We start from the raw sequence: 24038 nt of genomic DNA, 5'->3' as shown, positions 1-24038 counted from the left end.
CCGCGGTCAGCCGACCACCACGGTTTCGGCCAGACGGGCCGTGATCAGCTCCTCGGCCTCGGTGACCATCCGGCCGATCAGCTCGGCGCAGGTCGGGATGTCGTGGATCAGGCCCTGGCACAGGCCGACCGACCAGATGCCCGCGTCCAGGTCGCCCTCCTCGAACACCCGGCGGCCGCGCGCACCCGCCACCAGGTCCCGCACGTCGTCGAAGGTGCCGCCGGACTTCTCGATCTCGACGACCTTGCGGCTGATCTCGTTGTCCGCCACCCGCGCCGTGTTGCGCATGGTGCGGAAGATGAGCTGGGTGTCGCGCTCGGAGTTCGCGACGATCTTCTCCTTGACCTTCTGATCGATCGAGGACTCCTGCGTGCACAGGAACCGGGTGCCCATGTTGACGCCGTCCGCGCCGAGGGCGAGCGCGGCGACCAGGCCGCGGGCGTCGGCGATGCCGCCGGAGGCGATCATCGGGATGCTCAGCTCCCGTGCGGCGGCCGGGATGAGCACCAGGCCGGGGACGTCGTCCTCACCGGGGTGGCCCGCGCATTCGAAGCCATCGATGCTCACTCCGTCCACGCCGATCCGCTCGGCCTTCAGCGCGTGCCGCACGCTGGTGCACTTGTGCAGCACCTTGATACCCGCGTCCTTGTAGTACGGCAGGAACGGTTCGGGGTTGCTGCCTGCCGTTTCGACGATCCCGACGCCGCTGTCGATGATCGCCCGCACGTATTCCGCGTACGGCGGCGGATTGATCGACGGCAGGATGGTGACGTTCACGCCGAACGGCTTGTCGGTGAGTTCTCTGGTGCGCTCGATCTCGCGGCGCAGGTCGTCCGGGGTCGGCTGGGTCAGCGCCGTGATGAAGCCGAGCCCGCCCGCGTCGGCGACGGCCGCGACGAGTTCGGCCCGCCCGACCCACATCATGCCGCCCTGCACGATCGGGTGTTCCACCCCGAACTTCTCGGTGAACCTGGTCCGCAGCATTGCGCTTCTCCTATGTCTCGCGCGGGCGTGCCGGTTCGCCCGTTCTGGTCGATGGTGACACGAGAATCGGCCCGCCTTCAACTCACAAGTGAGCCGTGGTTCGCATATTTGATGATCTTCATCGCTGCTGATTCCGCTTCGCAACTGGTCGGTGGGATATCAAACAGCCTGCTAGAAGAGTTCAAGACGGACCGGGTCCCAGATCCGGGATGATTAACCCGGATTCATTCCGCAATCTCTTGCCGGGCGTTTAAGTTAGTTGCTATTCTGCACGCGATTCAGCCCGTCGCCGCCGTCGGACCACCCGGCGGGCCGATGACGGTCCGAGAGGAGTTCGTGGCAATGACCACCGGGGCAGCAGCGCTCGACGAGCCGATCAGGTCGCGGCGTAATCACTGGAACAACCAGATCGCCGTGCACGCGCAGATGCGCCCGGACGCGGTCGCGATCCGGTTCCGTGGCGTGGACACGACCTGGCGGCAGTTGCACGAGCGGTCGCTGAAGTTCGCCGACGGACTGGCGCGCCGGGGCGTCGGGTTCGGCGACCGGGTGCTGATCCTGGCGCTGAATTACCCGGAATACCTCGAGGCCGTGTTCGGCATCAACGCGCTGGGCGCGATCGCGGTCCCGGTCAACTTCCGGCTCACGCCGCCGGAGGTCGCCTATATCGTCGGCGACAGCGGGGCCAAGGCGGTCGTCACCGATACCGTGCTGCGGCCGCTGGCCGCCGCCGTGCGAGCGCAGGCGCCCGCCCTGGAGACCCTCGTGGTGATCGGCGGCGCGTCCGAGGACGGCGTGATCGGCTACGACGACCTGATCGCCGAATCGGGTGAGTCGCACACCCCACTGGACCTCCCCGAGGACACCCCCAGCCTCATCATGTACACCTCGGGCACCACCGGCAGCCCGAAGGGCGCGGTGCTGACCCACGCGAATATGAACGCGCAGGCGCTGACCTGCATCCGAGCGCTGGCGCTGGAACCGGACTCGATCGGGCTGTGCACCTCGCCGCTGTTCCACATCGCCGGTCTCGGTAGCCTCGCGCCCGCCTTCCTGCTGGGCTCGAAGACGGTGCTGCATCCGCTCGGCGCCTTCGACGCCGGTGAGTTCCTGGACGCGCTGGAGCGCGAGCAGGCCACCTCCGCGTTCTGCGTGCCCGCGCAGTGGCAGCTGGTCTGCGACCATCCGACGGTGAAGGATCGCAAGCTCGCGCTCGAGGTGCTCAGCTGGGGCGCCGCGCCCGCCTCCGACACCGTGCTGCGCGCGATGGCCGAGTGCTTCCCGAACTCGTTCAACGTCGCGGTGTTCGGCCAGACGGAGATGTCGCCGATCACCTGCGTGCTGGAGGGCAAGGACGCCATCCGCAAGCTCGGCTCGGTCGGCAAGGTGATCCCCACCATCCAGGCGCGCATCGTCGACGACGAGATGAACGACGTCGCGCCCGGCGAAGTGGGCGAGATCGTGTATCGCGGTCCCACGCTCATGCAGGGCTACTGGAACAAGCCGGAAGCCACCGCCGAGGCCTTCGCGGGCGGCTGGTTCCACTCCGGCGACCTGGTCCGCCAGGACGAAGAGGGCTTCGTCTACGTGGTGGACCGCAAGAAGGACATGATCATCTCCGGTGGCGAGAACATCTACTGCGCCGAGGTGGAGAACGTCCTGTTCGCGCACCCGAAGATCCGGGAGGCCGCGGTGGTGGGCCGCACGCACGAGAAGTGGGGTGAGGTGCCGGTCGCGGTGGTCGCCCTGCACAACCCGGACGACGAGCTGACCTTGGCCGAGTTGGAGCCGTTCCTCAACGAGAACCTCGCGCGCTACAAGCACCCCAAGGAGCTGGTGCTGCTTGCCGAGCTGCCGCGCAATGCGAGCGGCAAGGTGGTCAAAGTCCAGTTGCGCAAGGACTATTCGTCCTGAGCGTGCGGTGCGTTCGGTTTCACGTGAATCGGACAATGCACGCGGGCGCGGATGCGTAAGGTCGTCACATGGCGATCCGACGCATCCGCGCCGCCGTGCTGGCGCTGCACTGGCAGGTGAATGTCATTCGGCCGGAGGGTTTCTTCGGTCCCATGCTGGCCGCGCCCGTGGCGGCTTCTGGCGTCGTGGCGCGGGCGACGGACTTCCACGCCGCGGCGCTCGCGGCGCGGCTGCCGGTGGTCTTCACCCGGTTCACCATTCCGATCGGCGAAGGAGAACTGGTGCGCAACACCGGATTCATGCGCTCGGTCGGCGCGGCGCAGACCGAGTTCCGGCCGGAATCACCGGGCGCCGCGATCATTCCGGAGATGGCGGCGCAGCCGACGGAAGTCTTCGACAACCAGAAACTCTCCGGCCTGGCGGGCAGCAAACTGCCGGAATGGTTGGCCGATCAAGGGATCGAGACGCTCTTCGTCACTGGCGTCGCCACCAACCTGACCGTCGAGCAGACCGCACGGCACGGCACCGATCTCGGCTTTACCGTGCACCCGGTAGCCGACTGCGTGGCCGCCGCCACCCCGGAAGCGCACGAAGCCGCTTTGGCCAACCTCGAACTCGTCACCGCGGGCAGTGTGCGCGCCGCGGATGCACTGGAACTGATCAGCGGCTGAGCATCGCTTCTCACGGAGGAAATGCCTTCCCGCCCACACAGGAATCGACCACATCGGAACTTCCTCACGAATATGGGATAGCTCGGCCTCTCGAGGAGTGGCCGATGGCGCACACCGACGAGCTGGTTGGCAGGGAGGGCCGGTCACGCACTCCGTCCGGCCAATCCGGGGCCGATGAGGCGGACCACCTGCTGGTACGCCTCCTCGGCCGAGAGCGGTGGGTGTCCTTCCGCGATCGCGCCGAGCAGGCCGACGACACCCCAGGACAGGAACGTCACGGTGGTCGCGAACTCGTCTTCCGGCATCGTCAGCCGGTCGCGCAGCCGCTCGGCGAGGATCTGCGCGACCATCACCCGCGTGGTGCGCAATAGCACGGTGCCGCTCTTGCGGCCGAGCAGCGGCCGGTAGATCTCCGGGTGACCGGCGGCCAGCTCGAACAGCGTGCGCACCGGCGCGAGCGGTTCGGGAGCGTCCGCGTCGGTCTCGGCCGCGGTCATGGCCGCGCGCAGGTAGTCGGTGCTGCTGCGCAGCAGCAGATCGTCTTTGTCCCGGTAGTGGGTGTAGAACGTCGACCGCCCGACGTCCGCGCGCTCGAGGATGTCGCGGACGGTGATCCGGTCGTAGGCGCCTTCGACCATGAGTTCGATCAGCGCTCGGTGCAGCGAGGCCCTGGTGCGCCGGACCCGGCGATCGGCGCTGTCCTGTTCTTCCTGCACGGTGCCTCCCGGACAAATGTCTCGTACGCGTCCGATTACGGACGGTTTCCGTGGCATTGATCCTGGTCGGCACGGCCATATCGGCAGATCCTGAACTCATGTCCGGAAACGAACACCAGTCTGCCACCGATAGCCACCCCGACGTCGGCGTGCTGCTCACCCAACCGCGCCGCTACCGTGCCCTCAAAGCCGCGCTTCTACTCGGCCGGGCGAACCGCCTGAACGCCCGGCTCGCCGAGTTGGCTCGTCCCGCCGCCGGCGCCGAGGTCGTCGATGTCGGTTGCGGTCCGGGCGACCTCGCTCGCGTGCTCGCTCGCCGCGCCGGCCGGGTCACCGGCGTCGATCCGTCGCCGCAGATGATCGACTACGCGACCGCGCGCTCACATGACCTGGCCAATTGCCGGTTCGAAGTCGGGACGGCACAGGATCTTCCGCTGCCCGACGCGTCCGCCGATCTCGTGACCTCGACCTTCGCGATGCATCACATCCCCGCGTCGCACCGTGCCGACGCCATCGCGCAGATGTTCCGGGTATTGCGCCCGGGCGGCCGGCTGCTGCTCGCCGACACGCTGCCGACCGATCCGTTGCTCTCCACCGTGGTGCGCGTCATGGCGAGATTCGCGGCGCACCGCACCCACGATGCCGATCACGACCACGGTGATCCACTGGCGGGCATCGATATCCGCCGGTATCGAGACGATTTGCGCGCGAACGGTTTCGAAAGTGTCGAATTCGTCGTCGTCCGCCCCGCGACCGCCGTGCTGCTGGCGAACAAGCCAGGCGAGACCGCCGCTTAGATCAGGTCCTTCTTCGCCAGCCAGCGCATGGCGCCCCAGCCGCAGAACACCGGAAGCCAGCAGGTGAGTACGCGGTAGAGCAGCACCGAGGGCACCGCGATGTTCGCGGGCAGGCCGAAGGCGGCCAGACCACCGATCAGCGCCGCCTCGACCGCGCCGACACCGCCCGGGGTCGGCGCGGCCGCGGCCAGCGTGCCGCCGATCATGGTGACGATCGTGACGGTGATGAAGGTGGTGCCGCCGCCGAACGCCTGCACGCTGGCCCACAGCGCGCCCGCCATACCGACGGTGAGCGCCGCGCATCCGCCGATGATCACCGCGGAACGTTTGGGATCGCGGGCCAGGTCGGCGAGTTCGCCGATGACCTCCTGCAACTGCGGCCGCACCGCGTCGTTCAACCAGCGGCGCAGTTTCGGCACGAACATGAACGCGCCGACGATCCCGACGCCCACGCCGGCGAGCAGATACAGCACCGTGGCGTGCGGGACGAAATGCGACAGGTCCGTCGAGGTGCCCGCCAGGATGCTGAACGCGAGCAGCAGGCCGACATGCGTGATCACCTGCACCGCCTGTTGCAGCGCGACCGCGGCGGTGGCGCGCACCGTGCCGATACCTGACTTCTGCAGAAACCGCACGCTCAACGCGAGTCCGCCGACGCCTGCGGGGGTGGTGGTCGCGGCGAAAGTATTGGCGACCTGCATGATGAGCAGATTCCGGATGTTCACCGCGCCGAACGCACAGGCCCACAGCGCCGCCGCCGCGCCGACGTAGGTCAGGGCGGAGACGAGCAGCCCGAGCAGCGCCCACCACCAGTTCGCCGTGCGCAGCTGGGTGAAGAAGGTCGGCACTGCGCTGATGAACGGGTAGGCGACGTACACCAGCCCGATCAGCAGGACCAACTGGATGATCTGGTTGCGGGAGAACCGGGTGATCTGCTCGGCTTCGATCCGGTCCTGACCGGTCTGTTTGCGCACCTCGTCGCGGGCGTCGGACAGCGCGGTCTTCCATTCCGGGACCGCTTTGCGGATGCCGGTCGGTATGGCCGACTTGGTCAACCGGCCCGCCGCGGCGAGTACCCGCGCCTCACCCAGGGTTTCGATCGCCGCGCGCACGGCGGGCTCCTTGCCGAACGTCGCGGTGGTCGTCACCAGCAACTGGGCGATGTCGGATTGCAGTTGCGCGTCCGACGCTCCGTATTCGGCGTTGCCGAAGCCGCCGAACAGCGTGACGCCGTCGGCCACACGGATGTCGACCGGCCGCAGGTCGCCGTGTGAGATCTGCTTCTGTTGCAGAGTGTCCAGCGCTCGCCACACTCCGGGCAGCACTTCGGCGGACTGTTCGGTGATCGCCGTGCCGCACGGCTGCGTGTGCGCGTACAGCATCCAGCCACGCGACAGCGCGGCGACCGCGACGGGGGTGCCGCTGCCGAGCCCCAGGTCGGCGACGGCGATCGCCATGAGCGCGCGATGCTCGACCGCACGGTGCATGGAACCGTGGATGGCCGCGGTTTCGCTGGAGCGGAAGGTCAGCCAGCGCCACAGCTGGCGCAGCGCGCCGAAACTGCGCTGGTTCTTGCCGAACATCTCGACGAGCAGCTCGCGTTCCGGCCCTTCGATGGCGGCGGCGAGCACCAACGGACCGCGGCCCGCCGGATGCACCACGGTGAACCCGGTGACCGTGTGACCACGTTTGGCGAGCACCCGCACGGCCGCGTCGAGCGGGACCTCCAGCGCGGGCGTGCCCACCACGAGCACGATCACCGCGCCGACCAGCCAGCCGACCGCGAGCCCGAACATCGCCCGGGCGGGCACCACGGTGCTGACCGCGAGGTGGATCGGCGCGAACGCCAGCAGCAGGAACCACAACCAGCGCCGCGGGCGGGTGGGCAGCCACGGACTGGCGACGGTGAGCATGGCGGCGATCATCGCGATCCAGCGCGGATCGTCGAGGAACTGGGACAGGAAGGTGTCCAACCGGTCCGGCACTTGCAGATGCCATTTCGGCGCGGAGAGGCCGGTGCCGGTGATGGACAACAGCAATCCCGCTACCGCCCCGGCAGCGGCGTAGCCGGCGAGCAGCTTCCACTGCCTGCCGATGATCAGCTCGATCAGGATCGCGAACGGCAGCGCGAGAATCGCCATGCCGTAGACCAGGTACACCAGGTTCGACTGGTCCGGGTTGAGGAAACCGACGATGTTGGAGACCGAGCGTTCCAGGGCCAGCCATTCCGGGCGGGTGATCAGTGAGGCCGCGATCACGACCGCCACCCACAGTGTTGCGAGGACGACCCGGATGATGTCGCTCGTGCGCCGGATCAGCGGCTGTAGCAGGCTCCCCGTGACCGGGATCTCCCGCCCGTCCACTCGCATGCTCGCCCGCCTCTCCGGGTATTCAGGCCGTACTGGTTGGAGCCGCGAGACCCGCGTTCAGGTCCTGCGTCGAGTGCCGCTCCCCTTTTCTGGGCGTACCCGGTGAGTTACCCATGTGCGTACGAAGTCTGTTGTTACGTTCGCTGCACGATACCGGCTGGTGTGGACGATCCGGCTCGCGGAACCCCGCCGCTGTCTCCGCTCGGTTGTGCAGTGTGCCGGACATCACTCACGCTCGAGGTTGATCTTCACATCAGTGTCAAGTTTCAGCATGAGGGCATGGACAACGAACTCTTCGAGTACAGCCCGATCGTCGATCGTCCGCCGTTGCGGTGGCCCGGCGGTGCCAGGGTGGCGTTCTATGTCGGACTCAATGTCGAGCACTATCGGGTGGACCGGCCGTCCACGAGCATCTTTCCCGGTACTGCCGGGCTCGCGCCGGATCCGCTGAACTACGGCTGGCGTGATTACGGACCGCGGGTGGGCATCTGGCGGGTGATCGAGGTGCTCGACCGGCACGGTATCCGGGCCAGCGCGTTGCTGAATTCCGATGTCGCCGAGCGGTATCCGCAGATCATCGCGGCGGGTGTACGGCGGGACTGGGCGTGGCTCGCGCACGGGAAGAACAACTCGATCTTCCAGCCGGACGTTCCGGCGGAGGAGGAGGGCGCCTACCTCGCCGATGTGGTCGCGACCATCGAGCGCGCGACCGGACGGAGGCCGCGCGGCTGGATGGGGCCCGCGCTCACCGAGTCCTTCCGCACCCCGTCGCTGCTGGCCGAACTCGGCCTCGGCTACGTCCTCGACTGGACCAACGACGACCAGCCCTATCCCCTGTCGGTACCCGGCGTGCTCAGTGTCCCTTACTCGGTGGAACTCAACGACAACACACTGTTCCTCGGCAAAGCCACCAGCGGACCGGATTTCGTGCGCATGGTCCGCGATCAGTTCGACCAGCTCTACGCCGAGTCGGCCGACAGCGGGCGGGTCATGGCGCTGGCCCTGCACCCCTTCGTGATCGGGCAGGCTTTCCGGATCAGATACCTGGACGAAGCACTCGCATACGTGTCGGGCCACCCGGGAGTGTGGCTGACCACCAGCGACGAGATCGCCGCCCACTACTCGAGCGCGTCGGTGCTTGCCGAACCCGCGCGAGCCGATGACGATCGGGTCAGGTAAACCGATCTGCGAGAGGCAGCGATGGCAGCGCAGGAACAGACACAGGACCAGGACCTCACCGGAAAGACGGTGGTGGTGACCGGCGCGAGCTCGGGCATCGGCGCCGCAGCGGCGCAGCGGCTCGCGGCTCGCGGCGCCACCGTCGCCGTCGTCGGCCGATCACCGGAGCGCACCGCCGAGGTGGCGGCGAAGGCGGGCGCGCAGCCGTTCGTCGCCGACTTCGCCCGGCTCGACGACGTGCGCAAGCTGGCCGACCAACTGCTCGACCGGTACCCGACGATCGACGTGCTGGCCAACAACGCGGGCGGCGCGTGGCCCAAGCGGACGGTCACCGACGACGGCAACGAACTCACCTTCCAGGTCAATCACCTGTCCCCGTTCCTGCTGACCAACCTGCTGCTGGAGCGTTTGACCCGTTCGCGGGCCCGGGTGGTGAACACCGCGAGCACGACCTACCGGATGGCGAAGCTGGACTTGGACACGGCCAACGCGCCGACCGGCTCGTTCAACCAGCTCGGCGCGTACGGCGCGTCCAAACTGGCGAACATCTTGTTCACCAGGGAACTGGCCCGCCGCACCGAGGGCACCGGCATCACCACCGCGGCCTTCCACCCCGGTGTGGTCGCGACCCATGTCTACGACAACGCGCCGCTCGGCTTCGGCTGGTTCGTCCGGTCTCCGCTGGCGCGCCCGTTCTTCATCCAGCCGGACAAGGGCGCCGAGCCGCTGGTGCATTTGGCCACGACCGCCGACGGTGCGGCGATCAACGGCCAGTACTTCCATCGTTTCCGACTGGAGCCGCCGCGCAACAAGCAGGCGGTCGACGCCGATCTCGCGGGACGGCTCTGGACGCTGTCCGAGCGGGCCACCGGGCTCACGTCGACCGAATAGTCAGGCGGTCACGGTTCTGCGAGCCGGAGTGAGGAGCCCGCTGCCCGCTCCGGCTCGACACCGACCCCGTACACCCCACCGGACACCGCGCTCGCGTCCAGCTCGACGATCGCCCGCGCGACTTGCTCGGTGGGGACCAGGGCCGGAAAAGTGGTCGGGGCGACCGCGTTCGCGCGCACCCCGAACTCGGCGAACTCGGCGGCGATATTGCGGGTCAGCTGGTTGAGCGCGGCTTTCGACGCGGAGTACAGCGTCTGTCCCGGGTAGACCTCCGAGCCGGAGATGCTCGAGACATTGACGATGTTGCGGTTGCGCGCGTGATTCTCGGGGCCCGCGTGCAACCAGCATCGTTGTGCCAGCCGCGCCGAAAGACGCAGGGGTACCGCTACGTTCAGCGCGAAGTGCGGATCGAAGTCGTCCAGCGCTGCGTCGCCGTCGACGATGCCGCCCGGATGCAGCCGGACGTGCGCCGCGTTGTTCACCAGCAGGTCGACTCCGCCGAACCGGGCCAGCGCCAGATCGACCACCCGTTCCACTTCACCCGGCTCGGTCAGATCCGACCGCACTACGAACACACGGGAATCGTTCTCGGGCACGGTCGCGTTCGGCGCCAGCGGATCGATGTACCACTCCAGCTGCGACGGCACCGCGGGCGTGCGCGTGCGGCACACGGCGACGATGTCGTAGTCGCGGTAGTAGGCCTGGCAGAACGCGTCGCCCAGCGTGCCGCTCGCACCGGTGAGCAGGCAGACGCGGCGTTCACCAGTGGACAATCTTGTCTCCTCCCCAGCGCCGTTCGGCGTCCGCCTTGGTGCGGTGCACCCACATCACCACGCTGTTGCGGTCGTTGACGTTGTTGCCCGCGAACGTGTGCCAGGTGCGCGGGGTGACCTCGAACAGCAGCAGCGAATTGTCCAGCGGCGGGACGAGGGACACCGACGGCAGCGCGGCTCCCTGGGCGACGTGGTCGTACAGCGCGGTCTCGCCGCCGTCGCCCGGCTGCCATCCCGGATTGCTCAGATAGAACAGCACCGCGACGCCGCGCACGGTCTCGCGCGCGACGACGCCGGGCGCGCGTGCCCCGGTTTTGGTGTGCACGGTGGCGTCGGGCAGGCGTACTTCGCCGGGACCGGGCGGCGGGCCGGGGAACCAGGCCGGGTTGAGATCGTTGTGCGGCCAGCCGAACGGGCTGCCCGGCCCGTGGTGGTGCACCGATCCTTCGACGTCGCCGGTCGGTTCGACGCCCCCGAGCCGGGCGACCAGGTCATGCCACTCGCGTGAGGTGAACACCGCGAGCGGGCCGTCGCGCAGGTCCCCCAGCCGAATTCCGTCGGCGCTGTAGCCGTCGGCGACCGGGGCGACCAGGTCGGGGCGCTCGCCGCGAACCCGCTCCAGTTGCTCGGTCAACCGCTGATAGAACTCGGGAACGAAGACATCGCGGGCGTACACGTGCGGAAAGGGCCTGCTGCGCCGGATCCAGCGTCGGTGGGCGAACAACTCTGCGAACCACTGCGGAACCGGCGGTGTCGCGAGCTCCGGCTCGGTTGTCACCATTACTCCCTCCCGGTCGAACCTCCGTGATCATATTGCCCGTACCCGGAACACGCGGGCCGGTCGCGGCCCTGCGAGGATCACGCGAATGAACCGGGATCTGCGTGTGTGTTTCGTCGGGGATTCGTTCGTCGCCGGTGTCGGCGACCCGGATTTCCGGGGGTGGGTGGGCAGGCTCGCGTCCGCGGCACATGCGGAAGGGATTCCGCTGACGGCCTACAACCTCGGGGTGCGCAGACAGACCTCGGCCGAGATCCTGCGGCGCTTCCGCGCCGAATGCGCGCCCCGCCTGCCGGAGGGCGTAGACGCGCGGGTCGTGCTCTCCTTCGGCGTGAACGACGCCATGCACGAGAACGGCGGTTCGCGGGTCGCGCCCGAGGAGTCGGCGGCCAACCTCGGCGAGTTGCTCGCGCAGGCGGGCGAGCGAGGGTGGCAGGTGCTGATGGTCGCTCCGCCGCCGATCGCCGACGACGAGCACAATGCCCGCACCGCCGCGCTGGACGAGCGATTCGCGCAGGTCTGCGCCGCGGCGGAGGTGCCGTACGTGCGAGTGCACCAGCTACTGCGCGACAGCGCGGTGTGGGCCGCCGACGTGCGCGCGGGTGACGGGGCGCACCCAGGGGCCGCGGGTTACGAGGAGATGGCCGCGCTCATCGCTCCGCAGTGGCGCGCGTGGCTGTCGCGGTGACACGTCGATTTCGGATCGTATAGTCTAATCTGTCTCAGACAGAACAGGCTACTATTTCGAATTCGGCGTCACCGACCCGGCGTTGCACCGAAATCCGCTGCGCCCCATAGTGACCGGAATTACCCGATCGACATCCCCCGCTTGGCCGCCTCTGCCCGACGTCTCCGCGCGGGCTCCAGATCCAGTGTCGGCGAACCGGCCTTCGGCGCCTCGTCCGAGACGAACGCCTCGCTCAATTCCGGTACCCAACGGACGATCTCGTCGCGATAAGGACCTTCGGTCTCCAGCTGACCGAGCACGCCCACGAGCGTGAGGAACGAGCGGGCGAACGGCGTGAAGTAGGCGGGCATGGTCAGCTGCCGGACCACATTGGTCAATCGAGGATTGGTGGTGCGCAACACTTGTCGCCGCAACCACCGGGTGGTCAGCCGGTAGGTCTCGTGCCGGAAGGGTTCACCGCAGGGAGTGATGGCGGCGTAGAGCGCGTCGCTGTCGAGAGCGAGTCCGTTCGCCACGAAGCCGTGTCGGCGCGTGGCGTCGGCCAGATCTCCTGGCCCGCCCCGGAATATCGCTTTACAGCAGTCGAGCGTCAGTTCGCCGAAACCCGCAGGAGGCCACGGGCTGCACGCGCCGAAGTCCATGACGCCGAGCCGGCCGTCCGGCAGCACGCGGAAGTTGCCCGGATGCGGATCGGCGTACAGCAGGCCGTGGCGAGCCCAGCCGGAGGTCACGAAGCGGACCATGAGCATGCCCACCCGGTCACGCTCGGCCTGCGTGCCCGCGGCGAGGACGCGCGGTACGGGTGTGCCATCGATCCATTCGCTGATCAGTACGTCGCCATGTTGCGCAACCACATTCGGCACATAGAAGTCGGGATCATCCGCGTAGGCCGCGGCGAAGGCGCGCTGATGCTCGGCTTCCGCCGCATAGTCGAGTTCCCCGGCGACCGACGCGCAGATCGCTTCGGTCACCGCCTTCACGTCCGCGCCCGGCAGGAAAACCGTGGCGAGATAGGAGATCCGGCGCAGGTGGTCCAAATCGCGGGCCACCGCCTGCCTGCCGCCGGGATACATCACCTTGACCGCGACCGGTCTGCCGTCGTGCCAGATCGCCCGGTGCACCTGCCCTAGCGAGGCCGCGGCGGCGCGTCGATCATCGAATTCGCGGAAGTGCGAATGCCATTCCGTCCCCATGCTTTCGGCTATGGCAGCGCGGACGGTGTGCGGCAGCATCGCGGGCGCGGCGTCCTGCAACCTGCTGAGCGCGATCCGGTACGGCTCGGCCACCTCCCGCGGCAGCGCCAACTCGTAGATGGCCAGCAGTTGCCCCAGCTTCGCGGCGCAGCCTTTCAGCTCGCCGAGCACCTCGAAGATGTGCTGCGCGGTGCGGAGCTGAATGTCCCGATTGACTTCTTCGGCCGATCTGCCGAGCGCCCGCTTGCCGATGCCCGCGGCCTGCCGTCCCGCGAAGGCCATCGGCAGCACGGCCAGTTTCGCGCCGCGAACAGCGCCGCGAACAGGCGGTTTATCGTGGGAACGCGACGCGAAGAGCCGGGATCGTTTGCCCGCGGCCCCCGGCTCGGGGCGCTCTCCGATGGGCCGGATGGTCATGACTCACCTCACAGTCGCGGGCACAAGTGTGACACAGGTGCAGTACCCGACAGTAGGGCTTAGACTGTCTGGGACGTGTTCGAAAGTAGTCGAAAGGTGACTTCGATGGGATCCCAGACGGTGGTCGCCGACGTTGCCGACGAGCTGGCGCGCCGGGTTGCCGCGGGGGAATATCAGCCGGGGGATCTCATGCCGTCGGTGCGTCAGGTCGCCGAGGAATTCGATATGAACCGCGCGACCGCGCAGCTGACGCTGGGCAGGCTGGAGTCGTACGGTTTCGTCGAAGCCCGGCGCGGCAAGGGATTCACGATCCGTGACGTCCGAGAGGCGGGCGGGGTGGACGTGTACCGCCAGCTGTTCCGATTCTCGATTCCCATGCCGGACATCGCGATGGAGATGTTCCGCGACATCGTGGACGTCGAGCGCAATCTCGTGCTCGAGACGCTGCTCGCCTACACCGGTGGCGAACAGCGGATCGATTCGGCCGAACTGAAATCCACCATCGACGAGCTCGAATCCCTGGCGCGTCAGCAGGTTCCGGATCTGCGGCAGATGCTGGCGCTCGAGGTCGCGCTGGTGCGCAGACTGCTGACCACGCTCGGTCTCACCATGCAGCGGGCGATCTTGAACTCGATCGGTGAGACGGTGCTCGAGGTGCCGGAGGCGGTCGAAGCGTATTTCGCGGGCGCGCCGGATCTGCACGTTCTGGTCTGGCGAGCGCTGGCCGCGGTGTGGGATTCCGGCTCGGGGCCGAGCGAGGCTCAGCTGGCGCTGTTCGAGGATCTGTTCGGCATGTACCACGAGAAGGTGATCGCGCGCTTCGAGGAATTGGTGGTCGGCATCGAGGAAAGCGCCGGCGTGAAGCAGGCCGCCAGCGCCTAGTCGTTTTCGTACGCTGCACAGTGCGTCTGGGACGATTTGTGCCGACCATCCGCTCGTTGCGCCGAAGTCAGCTGGGCCACTGCGTTCTCTGAGGGCATCTGTCCCAGACGCTAATAGGTCGAATGGGATGAATCGGCCGCGGCTCGCGTGGGTGTTCGGGCCGCTGCGCACCGCGCTGACCACGACGAAATCGTCTCCGGCACAGGGTCTCAGCGACCGAGTGCTTCTGGGCAGCGGGGTCGAGTTCGGCCCGAAGTCGTGAACCGGAGATCGCACCGGCGTAGGGGTGGCCGCCGCTACGCCGGTGCGATCGTCCCGGACTTTCGACCGGACGGATGCCGCACGGCATCGCCGTCCCGGAATCGACGCCCGGACTCAGGCCCCGCCGTTGAGCTTGTTGAGGCGCTCGCACGCCTCGACGTACTCCTGGATCAGGCGGTTGACCACATCCGCGGAACGCTCCACCCGATTCATCATGCCGACGATCTGGCCGACCGGATTGAAGTTGACGTCCTTGGCGGCCTCCGGATAACGGTGCCCGCGCTTCACGCCTTCCAACGCGACCATCATCTGCAGCGGCATCGGCAGCGGGTCGGGGGTATCGGCCCGCTCCCACGCCTCGGTCCAGTCGTTGCGCAGCATGCGGGCGGGCTTGCCGGTCCATGCGCGCGAACGTACGGTGTCGTGGCTGGTCGCGTCGATGTAGGTCTGCATCTGGGCGGGCGGCACGTTGGCTTCCTCGACGGTGAGCCACACCGAGCCGGTCCACGCGCCCGCCGCGCCCATCGCCATCGCGGCGGCCACCTGGCGGCCGTTGCCGATGCCGCCCGCGGCCAGCACGGGCAGATCGCCGACGGCATCGACGACCTGCGGCCACAGCACCATCGAGGAGACCTCGCCGCAGTGGCCGCCGCCCTCGGTGCCCTGGCAGACCACGAAGTCGAGGCCGGCGCGCTTGTGGTTGAGCGCGTGCTTGACCGAACCGCACAGCGCGCCGATCAACCGGCCGGAATCCTGCACCTGCTTGATCACGTCCTCGGGCGGGGTGCCGAGGGCGTTGGCGACCAGCTTCGCCTTCGGGTGCCGCAGAATCACCTCCACCTGCGGGCCCGCTGTGGTGGCGGTCCAGCCGAGCAGTTGGTTGTGGTGCTCGCCTTCGGGCAGTTTGGGCACGCCGTGGTCGGCGAGGATCTTCTCGGCGAAGTCGCGGTGCCCCTGCGGGACCAGTTCGGCCAGCTTGGCTTCGAGTTCCTCCGGGCTCAGTCCATCGATGCCCTTGCCCTCGTACTTGGAGGGAATCACCAGATCGACGCCGTACACGCCCTGTACGTGCTCATCCAGCCAAGCCAACTCGACCTCGAGCTGCTCGGCGGTGAAGCCGACGGCGCCGAGCACGCCGAGTCCGCCCGCATTGCTGACCGCGGCCGCCACGTCGCGGCAGTGGGTGAAGGCGAAGATAGGGAATTCGATCCCGAGCCGTTCGCAGATTTCGGTACGCATGGCGTGCTGGTCTCCCTAACTGCTCCGCCGCGAACGGCGCGGCGCAGATGTACTAGAACGAGTTGCATAAGTGGCGCTCGGTTCGGCCTGGTCGCCGCACGTCGAGTCCACCGCGAGCCGCTGATATCGCCATGAAGCGGCTGCGGCATCCTCGACTGGCCTTCGCACCATGCCTCGACAGTAACACGTTCTAGTTTTCTGCGGAATGCGATGCCGGATCAGGCGGTGGCGCGCTCCAGTTCGGCGAGCGACTCCTCCAGGTGGTCGAGCAGACGGGGCAGCTGCGGCACACTGCGACGGCAGCCGACCAGGCCGAAGTCGAGATTGCCCGCGTTGGAGGTGAGCGTGATGTTCACCGCCTGACCGTCGAACGGGATCGACAGCGGGTAACTCGCGTCGAGACGCGCGCCGTTCCAGTACATCGGCTCTCGCGGCCCGGGCACGTTCGAGATGACGATGTTGAAGGTCGGACTGGTCCACGGGATCAGCGCGGGCACGAGGTTGAGGGCGAGCGGGCTGAGCATCAGTGCCGACAACGCCATCGTCTGATTGCACGACAGCGTGCGATAGACGTCCTTGCCGTCGCGCATCGACGCGGCGACCACCTGCAGGCGCTCCAGCGCATCGGCGATGTCGGTGCCGAGGTTGCACAGCACCGCGCCGACCTTGACCCCGTTGGTCTCGTCGTCGTCCTCGGCGCGCAGCGACATCGGCACCATCGCGACCAACGGCTTGTCCGGCAGAGCGTCTCGTTCGAGCAGGTAGCGTCGCAGCGCGCCCGCCGACATGGTGAGCACCACGTCGTTGAGCGTCGAGCCGGTCGCCTTCTTCACTTGCTGCAACCGTTCCAACGGCCAGGACCGCACCACCGCACGGCGCGCGCCGCCGATCGGGACGTTGAACATGGTGCGCGGCGCCGCGAACGGCAGGGTCAGCTGCTGCCGCGACAGCGCGGTGCGCGCGGCACGCAGCACCGATGCGCCGGATGTCGCGGCGGAGAACAGGTTTCGCGCCACACCATCCGTACCGGACGGCGTCCTACGCCTGCCCCGAGGCAGGTGCCACGGCACGCGCGTGACACTCGAGGACGGATCGCCGGTCAGCGTGCGCCGGAGCAGACGCTGGGCGGAAACGCCGTCGATCAACGCGTGATGCATCTTCGAATACAGTGCGAACCTGCCGTCGGCGAGGCCCTCGATCAGGTGGAACTCCCACAGCGGGCGGTGCCGGTCGAGCAGACTGCCGTGCAGGCCGGAGACCAGCTCGACGAGCTGGTCCATGCGTCCCGGCCCGGGCACGGCCAGCCGCCGCACGTGATAGTCGAGTTCCACGTCCTCGGCGCGCGTCCACGCCATCTGCGGAGACCCGAAGATCGTCGCGGGATGCTTGCGAAAGGCCGGATCGATGTCGGTGCTGCGTAATAGCTTGTCGTGCACTTGTGCGGCGAAGTCCGCTCCGGCGTCCTCCGGCGGCTCGAACAGCTGCAACGCTCCCACGTGCATCGGCTGTTCGCGGGATTCGGCGAGCAAGAAGACGGCATCGACCGGCGCGATGAATTCCATGATGAGTCGCCCCCTGACGACATGGTGAGGATGTTCGGAGTACGAATCGACCACGTTGTCGGCGGGCCCGCGCAGCCATGAAACCGCCGCGACACGACAAACTTACCCGGGCGCGACGGACCGCGTTCGGTGAATCACCGAACCTTCGAGGCCAGCAGGTAGGCCTGCCCGAACCGCTCGTCGGGACCCGGCTCGCGCACCATGCGAGCGATCATGGCGAACCCGGCGTCACCGAGCAGACGCACGAGACGCTTCGGCGCCCACCGGTAGGCGCGAGTCACCTTGTGGTCGAAGGCTTCCACCGCGTCGGGCTGGTCGGCCGTCTGGAAAGCCAGCAACACGTGCCCTTTGCTTGCGAGTACCCGATGGAACTCGCTCAACACGTGCGGCACGCGATCCGGTGGGAGGTGAATCAACGAATACCACGCGACTATGCCGCCGAGCGCCTCGTTGCCTATCGGTAGCTGCTCTACGGAACCTTGCGCGAAAAGTAGCTGCGGATGTTCCACGCGGGCCAGCTCCACCATTCGCGGCGAGAGATCGATTCCGAATACCTGCGCACCCAACGCAGCGAGGTGTCCGGTGATCCGTCCCGGGCCGCAGCCGACATCGGCTATGGGGCCGGAGCCGTTGCCCGCCACCGATTCCACGAAGGCGCCGAGCATCGCCCGATCGAGCACCGCACCGGCGAGGTGGTGGCGGAAAAGCTCGGTGTAGAGCTCGGCGACGTCGTCGTAGGCGGCTCGGGTGACGGCCACGTCAGGGTGTTCGTCTGCGAAGTCTTCGGTCGAATCCAGCACCCGGAGCAGCGTATTACGTGCTCACTCCCCCGAATCGAATGCCAGGGCGACGGCGAGGCCGTCCTCGTAGACGCGGTGCCGGGTGATCAGGCGCCGTGGCGATCACCTCTCGGGTAATTGGGCGGCAGCCTCCGGCGCGGCGGGCGCGTCCGCTCGTGCCGCTGTGTCGCGACCGCGCGCGGTTCCCAGCACGGAACCGAGGATGACCAGCGGGAAGCCGATCGCCATGCCCGCGGTCAGCGGCTCGCCGAGCGCCGTGACGCCGAGCAGGATCGCCACCGCGGGATTGATGTAGGTGATCACCGTCGCACGGGCCGGGCCGACCTCGGCGATCAGCGCGAAGAAGAACAGGAACGCTACGGCCGTGCAGATCACCGCGAGGCCGAGCACCGACCAGGCCGCGTCGGCGGTGATGCGCGACGGGCGCAGCCACCCCGCGAACGGCGCGTAGATCACCGCCGCCAGCAGCAGCGATGCGGTCACCACACCGAGCGGGGGCAGATCGGCCAGTGCGCGATTGATGACGATCGGACCGACCGCGTAGCCGACCGTGGTGAGCCCGATCGCCGCGATCGCCGCCGGATTCCCCGAATCGACATCCAAGCCGACGAGCGCGGCGACGCCCGCGAACCCGACGAGCAGGCCGACCACCCGGCTCGCGTCGAACCGGTCGTGGCCGAGCACGGTCACGATCACCACGGCGATCAGCGGCACCGCCGCGATCAGCAAGCCGACCGTCGAACTGTGCAGCGTGGTCTCGGCGTATCCGATCAGGAACCACGGCCCGGTGATCTCCACCAGGGTGTAGAGCAGCAGAGGCCGCCATCGCCGGAACACCGGCGCCAGCGCGTCGGCGTAGAGCGCGACCGGCAGGAGCAGCAAGCCACCGATCAGCGTGCGGCCGAACGCGACCACGATCGGGTCGAGATCCTCCACCGCGATGCGGATCATGGCGTACGGCACGCCCCAGATCACGCCCATCGCCAGGAAGAGGGCCCACCCGCGGCGGGTCATCGCACGACCACCGCGCGGTGCGGACGGACGGCGACCGATTCGGTGCCGGGGGTTGAGAACATGCTCCGCTCGCTTTCGACCACTGGGAGCTTATCCAGGTGATCCGATCATCCGACAGATCCACTTCCCCGCTCCGGCAAGGCCGGTTCGCTCCGGTTCCATGTCCCGTTCGTCCCATTTGAGCGAATGATGCGCGAGTGCAACGTTGTTCGGGCTAGTCTTCGCCCGGAGCGAAGGGAAGGCATCATCGTGGTCGACGTCATCCGCCGACTGGCCCCGAGCGAGGAGATGTTCGCCGCGGGCGAGGTCTTCATCGGTTATGCGGCACGGGTATCCGGTCGGTTGGACCTGCCCGCGTTGACAGCCGCCTTCGAGGCAGTCGCCCGGGCGCATCCCATTCTGCGCGCCCGCATCGAGTCGTCCGCCGACGGCGGTCGAGTCTTCACCGTGACGGACGCGGCACCCCAGGTCTTCGTCGCCGACGGCGATACCGAATTCGCCTTCAGCGGAGCGAAATTCGACCAGCGCACCGGCGTCTGTGGGCTGTGCGTGGTACGCGACGGCGACACCGCGAGCGTCACCCTCGTGATCCATCACAGCATCGCGGACGCGTTCCACGCGTTCGCCATCGTCACCGAGTTCTGGGCCGGGTATCGAGACGCGGTCGGCGGAAAGATCCCCGAGTCGCCGGTGCACGCGTTCCCCGAATCGATCGAGCATCTGCTCGCGGCGCGAGGCATCGAGAAGATGGCGCTGCCCGGAGCCGGGGCCGCTGCTACCGCGCCACAGGTACCGCAGCCGCGCGACGACGACTATCCGACGCTGCACACCACCCGATGCCGGCTCTCCCGAGAGGAGACCGCGGCGCTGGTCGCCCTCGGACATCGCGAGAACGTCACGGTGCACGGTCTGGTGTCGGCGGCGCTGTTGCGGACCGAAGCCGAGATCCGCGAGCTACCGCTCACCGGGCTGCTCTACCTGTACTCCGTCGACCTGCGGACCAGGGTGAGCCCCGAAATCTCCGCCACCGAAGGGACGAACGTCCTCGGTTTCGCCAATTACCTCTCCCCCGAATCCGCCGTCACGCTGGTGGAATCGGCCCGCGGCATCGGCGCGGCGCTGCACGCGGGCCTGGCCGCCGGCATCGTGCAACGCACGCCGTTGAGCATCCCCGACATGGCGGCGGCGCCGCGACCGGCTCTGCCCGGCGTGGTCATCGCGACCAACTGGGGCACTATCCCGCCGCTGCCCGAGCAGGACGAGCTGCGCATCGACGACTTCCACTCCACCATGCTCGCGAAGCCGGACCTGACCGGCCGCCGTCCGCAGCAACCGGGCGGCGGCACCTGCGTCATCAGCACTTTCGCCGGACGGCTGAGTGTGGAAATCCATCATCCTGAGGAATTCACCCAGCTCCAACGCCATCGCGTCGAAGTGCTGGCCCGCAACCTTCGCGCCGTGCACGACTGATTCCGCCCGACACCGAGCGCACCCGGTTACACGTCACCGCTCGCGCGTTGGCGGGCGAATACGCCGCGGCCCGCGATCACGCCGAACGGCTGTGATCGCGGCCCGCGGGTCGATCAGTTCGACGCCTTCGCGGTCGCGGTGGTGGTCGGCGCCGCGGAGTGCGTTGTCGTCGTGGTCGATTCGGTGGTGGTGGTGGTCGGCTTCGTCGTCTCGACCGGCGCCGCGACCGGAGCAGGCGCGGGCGTGGTGGTGGTGACCACCGGCGCCGAGGTGGTGGTCGAGGTCGGCGCCGTCGTCGTCGGCCGGTCCGTGGTGCCGGTCGTCGTAGGGGCGGCGCCGGTCGGCTTCGGTGCCGTGGTCGAGCTCTTGGCGGGTTCGGTCGTCGGAGCCGCCGAGGTGGTCTCCGCCGCCTTGTACACGGCGGCCAGGTCCGCCTCCTGCGGCTTGGATGTCGGGTCGACCTGCTTACCGGCCTGCGCCTGCTTCGCCAGATGGGTGAGCCACGCGGCCGCGTACTCCGCCGAGGTCAGCGGCTTGCCCGCGGCGGGGTCCGCGTCGTCCCAGTAGTCGAAGTGGTGACCGGTGTGATTCGGGCCCAGGGTGAGGTTGTACGGGTCGCTGAGGATGACCGGGATCGTGTTCTGGTTCGTCACGATGAGCCCGACGATCTCGTTGAGCACCTTCTGCGGCAGGTAGGCCAGCGGCGACATGTCGTTCGTGGCAATGGAGTCCGCCTGCACCGGCGCTTTCTTCTCACCCGGCTTGTACGCCGGGTCCGACACCCGCAGCAGCACCTGCAGGAAGGTCTCGTCGCTCTGCATCCAGTTCGGCTGCGACTGGATGTCCGCGAACGCCGCCATCGCGATCCGGCCGAGGACCACGGCGACGTCCTGCCCGGTCGCCGGCGTGAGCCCGTCGCGCTCGAGCGCGTCCACGTTCAACTGCCTGCCGACATTGACCACCAATTGCAGCAGGGAGATGTTCTGCGGCGCCGAGCAGGTGAGATCGCCGTCGGAGCAGAACGACGCGATCTTGCCGTTCAGCGCGCCGAAGTCACCGCTGGTGCCGCGCACCGCGCCCTGCCCGGGAACCGCGTTCGTGCCGTTCTGATATTGCTGGTCGAAGCCGTCCGGGTTGCTGAACGGGTCCTTCGATCCCGGGAACGGCCCGTCGCCCGCCGAGCGACCCGAGTCGGCGAGGATGACGACGCCGACGACGTCGTCCGGATCCACGATCCCGTACGCGCCGTCCTGGCCGGGTTCCTGATGGCCGATCTGCATCGCGACGCGGCGGACGACGTCGGCGCCCTCGCTGTAGCCGACGATCGAGAACTTGGTGTCGGGGCACGCCTGGGCGATCTCCCGCATCACCCGCTCGGTGTTCGCGACACCGGCGTTGACAGCGTCCTCGTAGGTGGACATATTCGCCGGATAGGCGATGTAGACCGCGGCGTACGCGTCCGGATCGACGTCGTCGGCCGGTGCGTTGACGACCGGATCGACCCACTCACTGCTGTGATCACCCGACAGCGCGGCGGGCAACGGGTTGCCGTTGGCATCCACCAGCATCCTGGTGGTCCCCTCCACCGGAGTGTCGTTGCGACCGGCCACCGAGATGGTGACCATGTCGCGGCATTCCGTGACAGAGGTCGTGAGCTGGGTTTCCCTGGTTTCCGGCGTCGACGTCAACGCCAACGAGGTGGCGACCACCGCCGCCACGCCCAGCACCGCCGGAGCGGCAACCGCCGAAGCGATGCGATGCCGCGCGAAGAACTCGCGAAGAGCCATGTCCTGATTTCCATTCCATACACCGACAAAGTGGACGGACAAGCCCCCCGACGGGCCATACGTCACCGAGGACGTCGTGGTAGGGGCCCTGAGCGTTACTTAGTGCCGGATGGAAGGGTTCGAACCGCGAAGCGTCCCCTCGCGCCTGATTGCTGCTTGACCTTCACGTATGCGTCAATCCTTAGCGTCGGGGCATGAAGACTGTGACGCGAACCTCCCGAGCGATTCAGCTGGCCGCGCGACCGAACGGATTGCCGGCATTGCCGGACTTCCGGCTGATCGAAGAGGCGGTACCCGATCCCGCACCGGGACAAGTGCTGATCCGCAACCTGTACCTGTCGCTCGATCCGGGGATGCTGATGCAAATCGGCGGATATCCCGAAATCCCGATGCCCGCCTTCGCTGTCGGCGAAGTGATGTCCGGTGGCGCGATCGGTGAGGTCGTCGCGTCCGCTGACCAGTATGTGCCGGAGGGAGCATTGGTGCTGCACCAACACGGCTGGCGCGAGTACGCCATCGCGGACGCCGACAGCGTTCGGGTCGTCGACGCACAGGCGTATCCGTCGCCGTCGACGTACCTCGGTTTCGGATTGGTCGCGTATGTGGGGCTGACCGTGGTCGCGGGGTTACGCGAGGGTGAGACCGTTCTGGTCTCCAGCGCCGCCGGAGCTACCGGAAGCCTGGCCGGCCAGCTCGCGCGACTGCTCGGCGCCGGGCGAGTCGTCGGGAGCGTGGGATCACCGCGGAAGGCCCGCTACGTCATCGACGAGCTCGGCTTCGACGCGGCGTTCGACTATCACGACCAGCCGTTGTCCGACCAGTTCCGGGCAGCCGCGCCGGAAGGGGTCGACGTGTATTTCGACAACGTCGGCGGCGCGCAACTGCGCGCCGCGATCGAGACGATGAACGTCGGCGGACGAATCGCCCTGTGCGGCGCGCTCGCCCGGCAGCGCGCGGGTGGGACGCCCGATGGTGGGCCCGGAGACCTGCTGCCGGTGATCGCGAAGCGAATCACACTGCGCGGATTCACCGCCCTCGATCACCTGGATCTGGCGCCGGAATTCGGACGGCGGTTACGCCAGTGGCTCGCCGAGGGTTCGCTGCGGCACGCCGAGAATGTCGTCGATGGGCTGGAAAACGCTCCACAGGCACTGCTCGACCTGGTGCGAGGTCGCTACACCGGGAAAGTAGTTGTGCGGCTCACGCGTTGAACAGTCACCACGGGAAGGACACGACAATGCTGATCGGTGAACTGGCGGAGCGGACCGGAACGACCACGCGCGCTCTGCGCTTCTATGAGGAACGAGGTCTGCTCACCTGTGAACGCACCACTTCGGGCTACCGCCGCTACGACGAAGAGGCGGTGAAGCGGGTACACAACATCCGGGAACTGCTCGATGCCGGATTCACCATCGACGATGTCCGCGCGTTCGTGCCCTACCTCGACCGCGACCTGCCCCAAACTTTCCCGTTCGAGCCGCGGTGCCCCAACGGGTACGCATCCGTCGGCCCACCACGGTTCGCCGAGCTCAATCGGCGCATCGCGAATCTGATCGAACTACGTGATCGCCTGATCGACCGGATGCCGTGGCTGGCACAGGACAGCCCGAGCGAGCCGACTGGCGAAGACCAACAGCCGTGCGGTACTTGAGC

At 67.9% G+C, this 24038-nt stretch carries 22 protein-coding genes; 11 read left to right on the top strand and 11 right to left on the bottom strand.

Annotation, left to right across the window (positions count from 1 at the left end; genetic code table 11):
• Positions 1-6: 6 nt before the first annotated feature.
• Complete coding sequence (locus ABZ824_RS11150) at positions 7-984, bottom strand: nitronate monooxygenase family protein (RefSeq protein WP_356963156.1); 978 nt, start codon at positions 982-984, stop codon at positions 7-9.
• A 342-nt stretch (positions 985-1326) separates the two neighbouring features.
• On the opposite strand from ABZ824_RS11150, the gene fadD5 reads away from it, so the two are divergent.
• Together fadD5 and ABZ824_RS11140 are read left to right on the top strand one after the other, a co-directional pair.
• A complete protein-coding gene (gene fadD5, locus ABZ824_RS11145) occupies positions 1327-2898 on the top strand; it encodes a fatty-acid--CoA ligase FadD5 (RefSeq protein WP_356963154.1) in 1572 nt (523 codons plus the stop codon).
• Between the two features lie 68 nt (positions 2899-2966).
• On the top strand, positions 2967-3569 hold the full coding sequence (locus tag ABZ824_RS11140; RefSeq protein ID WP_355071104.1) for a cysteine hydrolase: 603 nt from the start codon (positions 2967-2969) through the stop codon (positions 3567-3569).
• Between the two features lie 143 nt (positions 3570-3712).
• On the opposite strand, the gene ABZ824_RS11135 is transcribed toward ABZ824_RS11140, so the two are convergent.
• Positions 3713-4285 carry a TetR/AcrR family transcriptional regulator gene (locus ABZ824_RS11135; RefSeq protein WP_356963152.1) on the bottom strand — a complete coding sequence of 191 codons (573 nt, stop codon included), beginning with the start codon at positions 4283-4285 and terminating at the stop codon, positions 3713-3715.
• A 98-nt stretch (positions 4286-4383) separates the two neighbouring features.
• On the opposite strand from ABZ824_RS11135, the gene ABZ824_RS11130 reads away from it, so the two are divergent.
• Positions 4384-5082: a class I SAM-dependent methyltransferase gene (locus tag ABZ824_RS11130; RefSeq protein ID WP_356963150.1), complete on the top strand. Its 699-nt coding sequence runs from the start codon at positions 4384-4386 to the stop codon at positions 5080-5082.
• Here the strand turns inward: ABZ824_RS11130 and ABZ824_RS11125 are convergent.
• Entirely contained in the window at positions 5079-7451 is a 2373-nt protein-coding gene (locus tag ABZ824_RS11125) for a lysylphosphatidylglycerol synthase transmembrane domain-containing protein (protein ID WP_356963148.1), read from the bottom strand. The genes ABZ824_RS11130 and ABZ824_RS11125 overlap by 4 nt on opposite strands.
• A gap of 279 nt (positions 7452-7730) precedes the next feature.
• Here ABZ824_RS11125 and ABZ824_RS11120 point away from each other — a divergent pair, with 279 nt between their 5' ends.
• Together ABZ824_RS11120 and ABZ824_RS11115 are read left to right on the top strand one after the other, a co-directional pair.
• Positions 7731-8630: a polysaccharide deacetylase family protein gene (locus ABZ824_RS11120; RefSeq protein WP_356963146.1), complete on the top strand. Its 900-nt coding sequence runs from the start codon at positions 7731-7733 to the stop codon at positions 8628-8630.
• Positions 8631-8651: 21 nt separating this feature from the next.
• Positions 8652-9521 (top strand): SDR family NAD(P)-dependent oxidoreductase, encoded by an 870-nt coding sequence (locus ABZ824_RS11115; protein ID WP_355071113.1) that lies wholly within the window; start codon positions 8652-8654, stop codon positions 9519-9521.
• Positions 9522-9529: 8 nt separating this feature from the next.
• On the opposite strand, the gene ABZ824_RS11110 is transcribed toward ABZ824_RS11115, so the two are convergent.
• Together ABZ824_RS11110 and ABZ824_RS11105 are read right to left on the bottom strand one after the other, a co-directional pair.
• A complete protein-coding gene (locus tag ABZ824_RS11110; RefSeq protein WP_356963145.1) occupies positions 9530-10294 on the bottom strand; it encodes an SDR family oxidoreductase in 765 nt (254 codons plus the stop codon).
• On the bottom strand, positions 10281-11075 hold the full coding sequence (locus ABZ824_RS11105) for a 2OG-Fe(II) oxygenase family protein (protein ID WP_356963143.1): 795 nt from the start codon (positions 11073-11075) through the stop codon (positions 10281-10283). Before ABZ824_RS11105 ends, ABZ824_RS11110 begins: the two co-directional genes overlap by 14 nt.
• An 85-nt stretch (positions 11076-11160) precedes the next feature.
• On the opposite strand from ABZ824_RS11105, the gene ABZ824_RS11100 reads away from it, so the two are divergent.
• A complete protein-coding gene (locus tag ABZ824_RS11100; protein ID WP_356963141.1) occupies positions 11161-11760 on the top strand; it encodes a GDSL-type esterase/lipase family protein in 600 nt (199 codons plus the stop codon).
• Between the two features lie 119 nt (positions 11761-11879).
• Here the strand turns inward: ABZ824_RS11100 and ABZ824_RS11095 are convergent, their stop codons facing one another.
• A complete protein-coding gene (locus ABZ824_RS11095) occupies positions 11880-13370 on the bottom strand; it encodes an AarF/ABC1/UbiB kinase family protein (RefSeq protein WP_356963139.1) in 1491 nt (496 codons plus the stop codon).
• A gap of 105 nt (positions 13371-13475) precedes the next feature.
• Between ABZ824_RS11095 and ABZ824_RS11090 the strand changes: the two genes are divergently transcribed.
• Together ABZ824_RS11090 and ABZ824_RS11085 are read left to right on the top strand one after the other, a co-directional pair.
• On the top strand, positions 13476-14252 hold the full coding sequence (locus tag ABZ824_RS11090; RefSeq protein WP_356963137.1) for a GntR family transcriptional regulator: 777 nt from the start codon (positions 13476-13478) through the stop codon (positions 14250-14252).
• A gap of 127 nt (positions 14253-14379) precedes the next feature.
• Positions 14380-14514, top strand: coding sequence for a hypothetical protein (locus ABZ824_RS11085; protein ID WP_356963136.1), 135 nt, complete (start codon positions 14380-14382; stop codon positions 14512-14514).
• A 113-nt stretch (positions 14515-14627) separates the two neighbouring features.
• Here the strand turns inward: ABZ824_RS11085 and ABZ824_RS11080 are convergent, their stop codons facing one another.
• The 4 genes from ABZ824_RS11080 to ABZ824_RS11065 form a co-directional block, all read right to left on the bottom strand.
• Positions 14628-15752: a nitronate monooxygenase family protein gene (locus tag ABZ824_RS11080; RefSeq protein ID WP_356963134.1), complete on the bottom strand. Its 1125-nt coding sequence runs from the start codon at positions 15750-15752 to the stop codon at positions 14628-14630.
• Positions 15753-15970: 218 nt separating this feature from the next.
• Positions 15971-17314, bottom strand: coding sequence for a wax ester/triacylglycerol synthase family O-acyltransferase (locus ABZ824_RS11075; protein ID WP_356963132.1), 1344 nt, complete (start codon positions 17312-17314; stop codon positions 15971-15973).
• A gap of 134 nt (positions 17315-17448) precedes the next feature.
• Positions 17449-18114 (bottom strand): class I SAM-dependent methyltransferase, encoded by a 666-nt coding sequence (locus ABZ824_RS11070; RefSeq protein ID WP_356963130.1) that lies wholly within the window; start codon positions 18112-18114, stop codon positions 17449-17451.
• 102 nt (positions 18115-18216) lie between these two features.
• Positions 18217-19128, bottom strand: a complete 912-nt coding sequence (locus tag ABZ824_RS11065; protein WP_355071129.1) for a DMT family transporter — start codon at positions 19126-19128, stop codon at positions 18217-18219.
• Between the two features lie 249 nt (positions 19129-19377).
• Between ABZ824_RS11065 and ABZ824_RS11060 the strand changes: the two genes are divergently transcribed.
• A complete protein-coding gene (locus tag ABZ824_RS11060) occupies positions 19378-20598 on the top strand; it encodes a hypothetical protein (protein WP_356963128.1) in 1221 nt (406 codons plus the stop codon).
• Between the two features lie 113 nt (positions 20599-20711).
• Here the strand turns inward: ABZ824_RS11060 and ABZ824_RS11055 are convergent, their stop codons facing one another.
• Positions 20712-22385 (bottom strand): cutinase family protein, encoded by a 1674-nt coding sequence (locus ABZ824_RS11055; RefSeq protein ID WP_356963127.1) that lies wholly within the window; start codon positions 22383-22385, stop codon positions 20712-20714.
• Positions 22386-22579: 194 nt separating this feature from the next.
• Between ABZ824_RS11055 and ABZ824_RS11050 the strand changes: the two genes are divergently transcribed.
• Positions 22580-23596, top strand: a complete 1017-nt coding sequence (locus tag ABZ824_RS11050; RefSeq protein WP_356963125.1) for an NADP-dependent oxidoreductase — start codon at positions 22580-22582, stop codon at positions 23594-23596.
• Between the two features lie 26 nt (positions 23597-23622).
• A complete protein-coding gene (locus ABZ824_RS11045; RefSeq protein ID WP_355071136.1) occupies positions 23623-24036 on the top strand; it encodes a MerR family transcriptional regulator in 414 nt (137 codons plus the stop codon).
• Positions 24037-24038: the final 2 nt, after the last annotated feature.

It is taken from the genome of Nocardia sp. NPDC047038 (assembly GCF_040644075.1).
Taxonomy (GTDB): Bacteria; Actinomycetota; Actinomycetes; order Mycobacteriales; family Mycobacteriaceae; genus Nocardia; species Nocardia sichangensis.
This window is presented reverse-complemented; position numbering and strand designations above follow the sequence as displayed.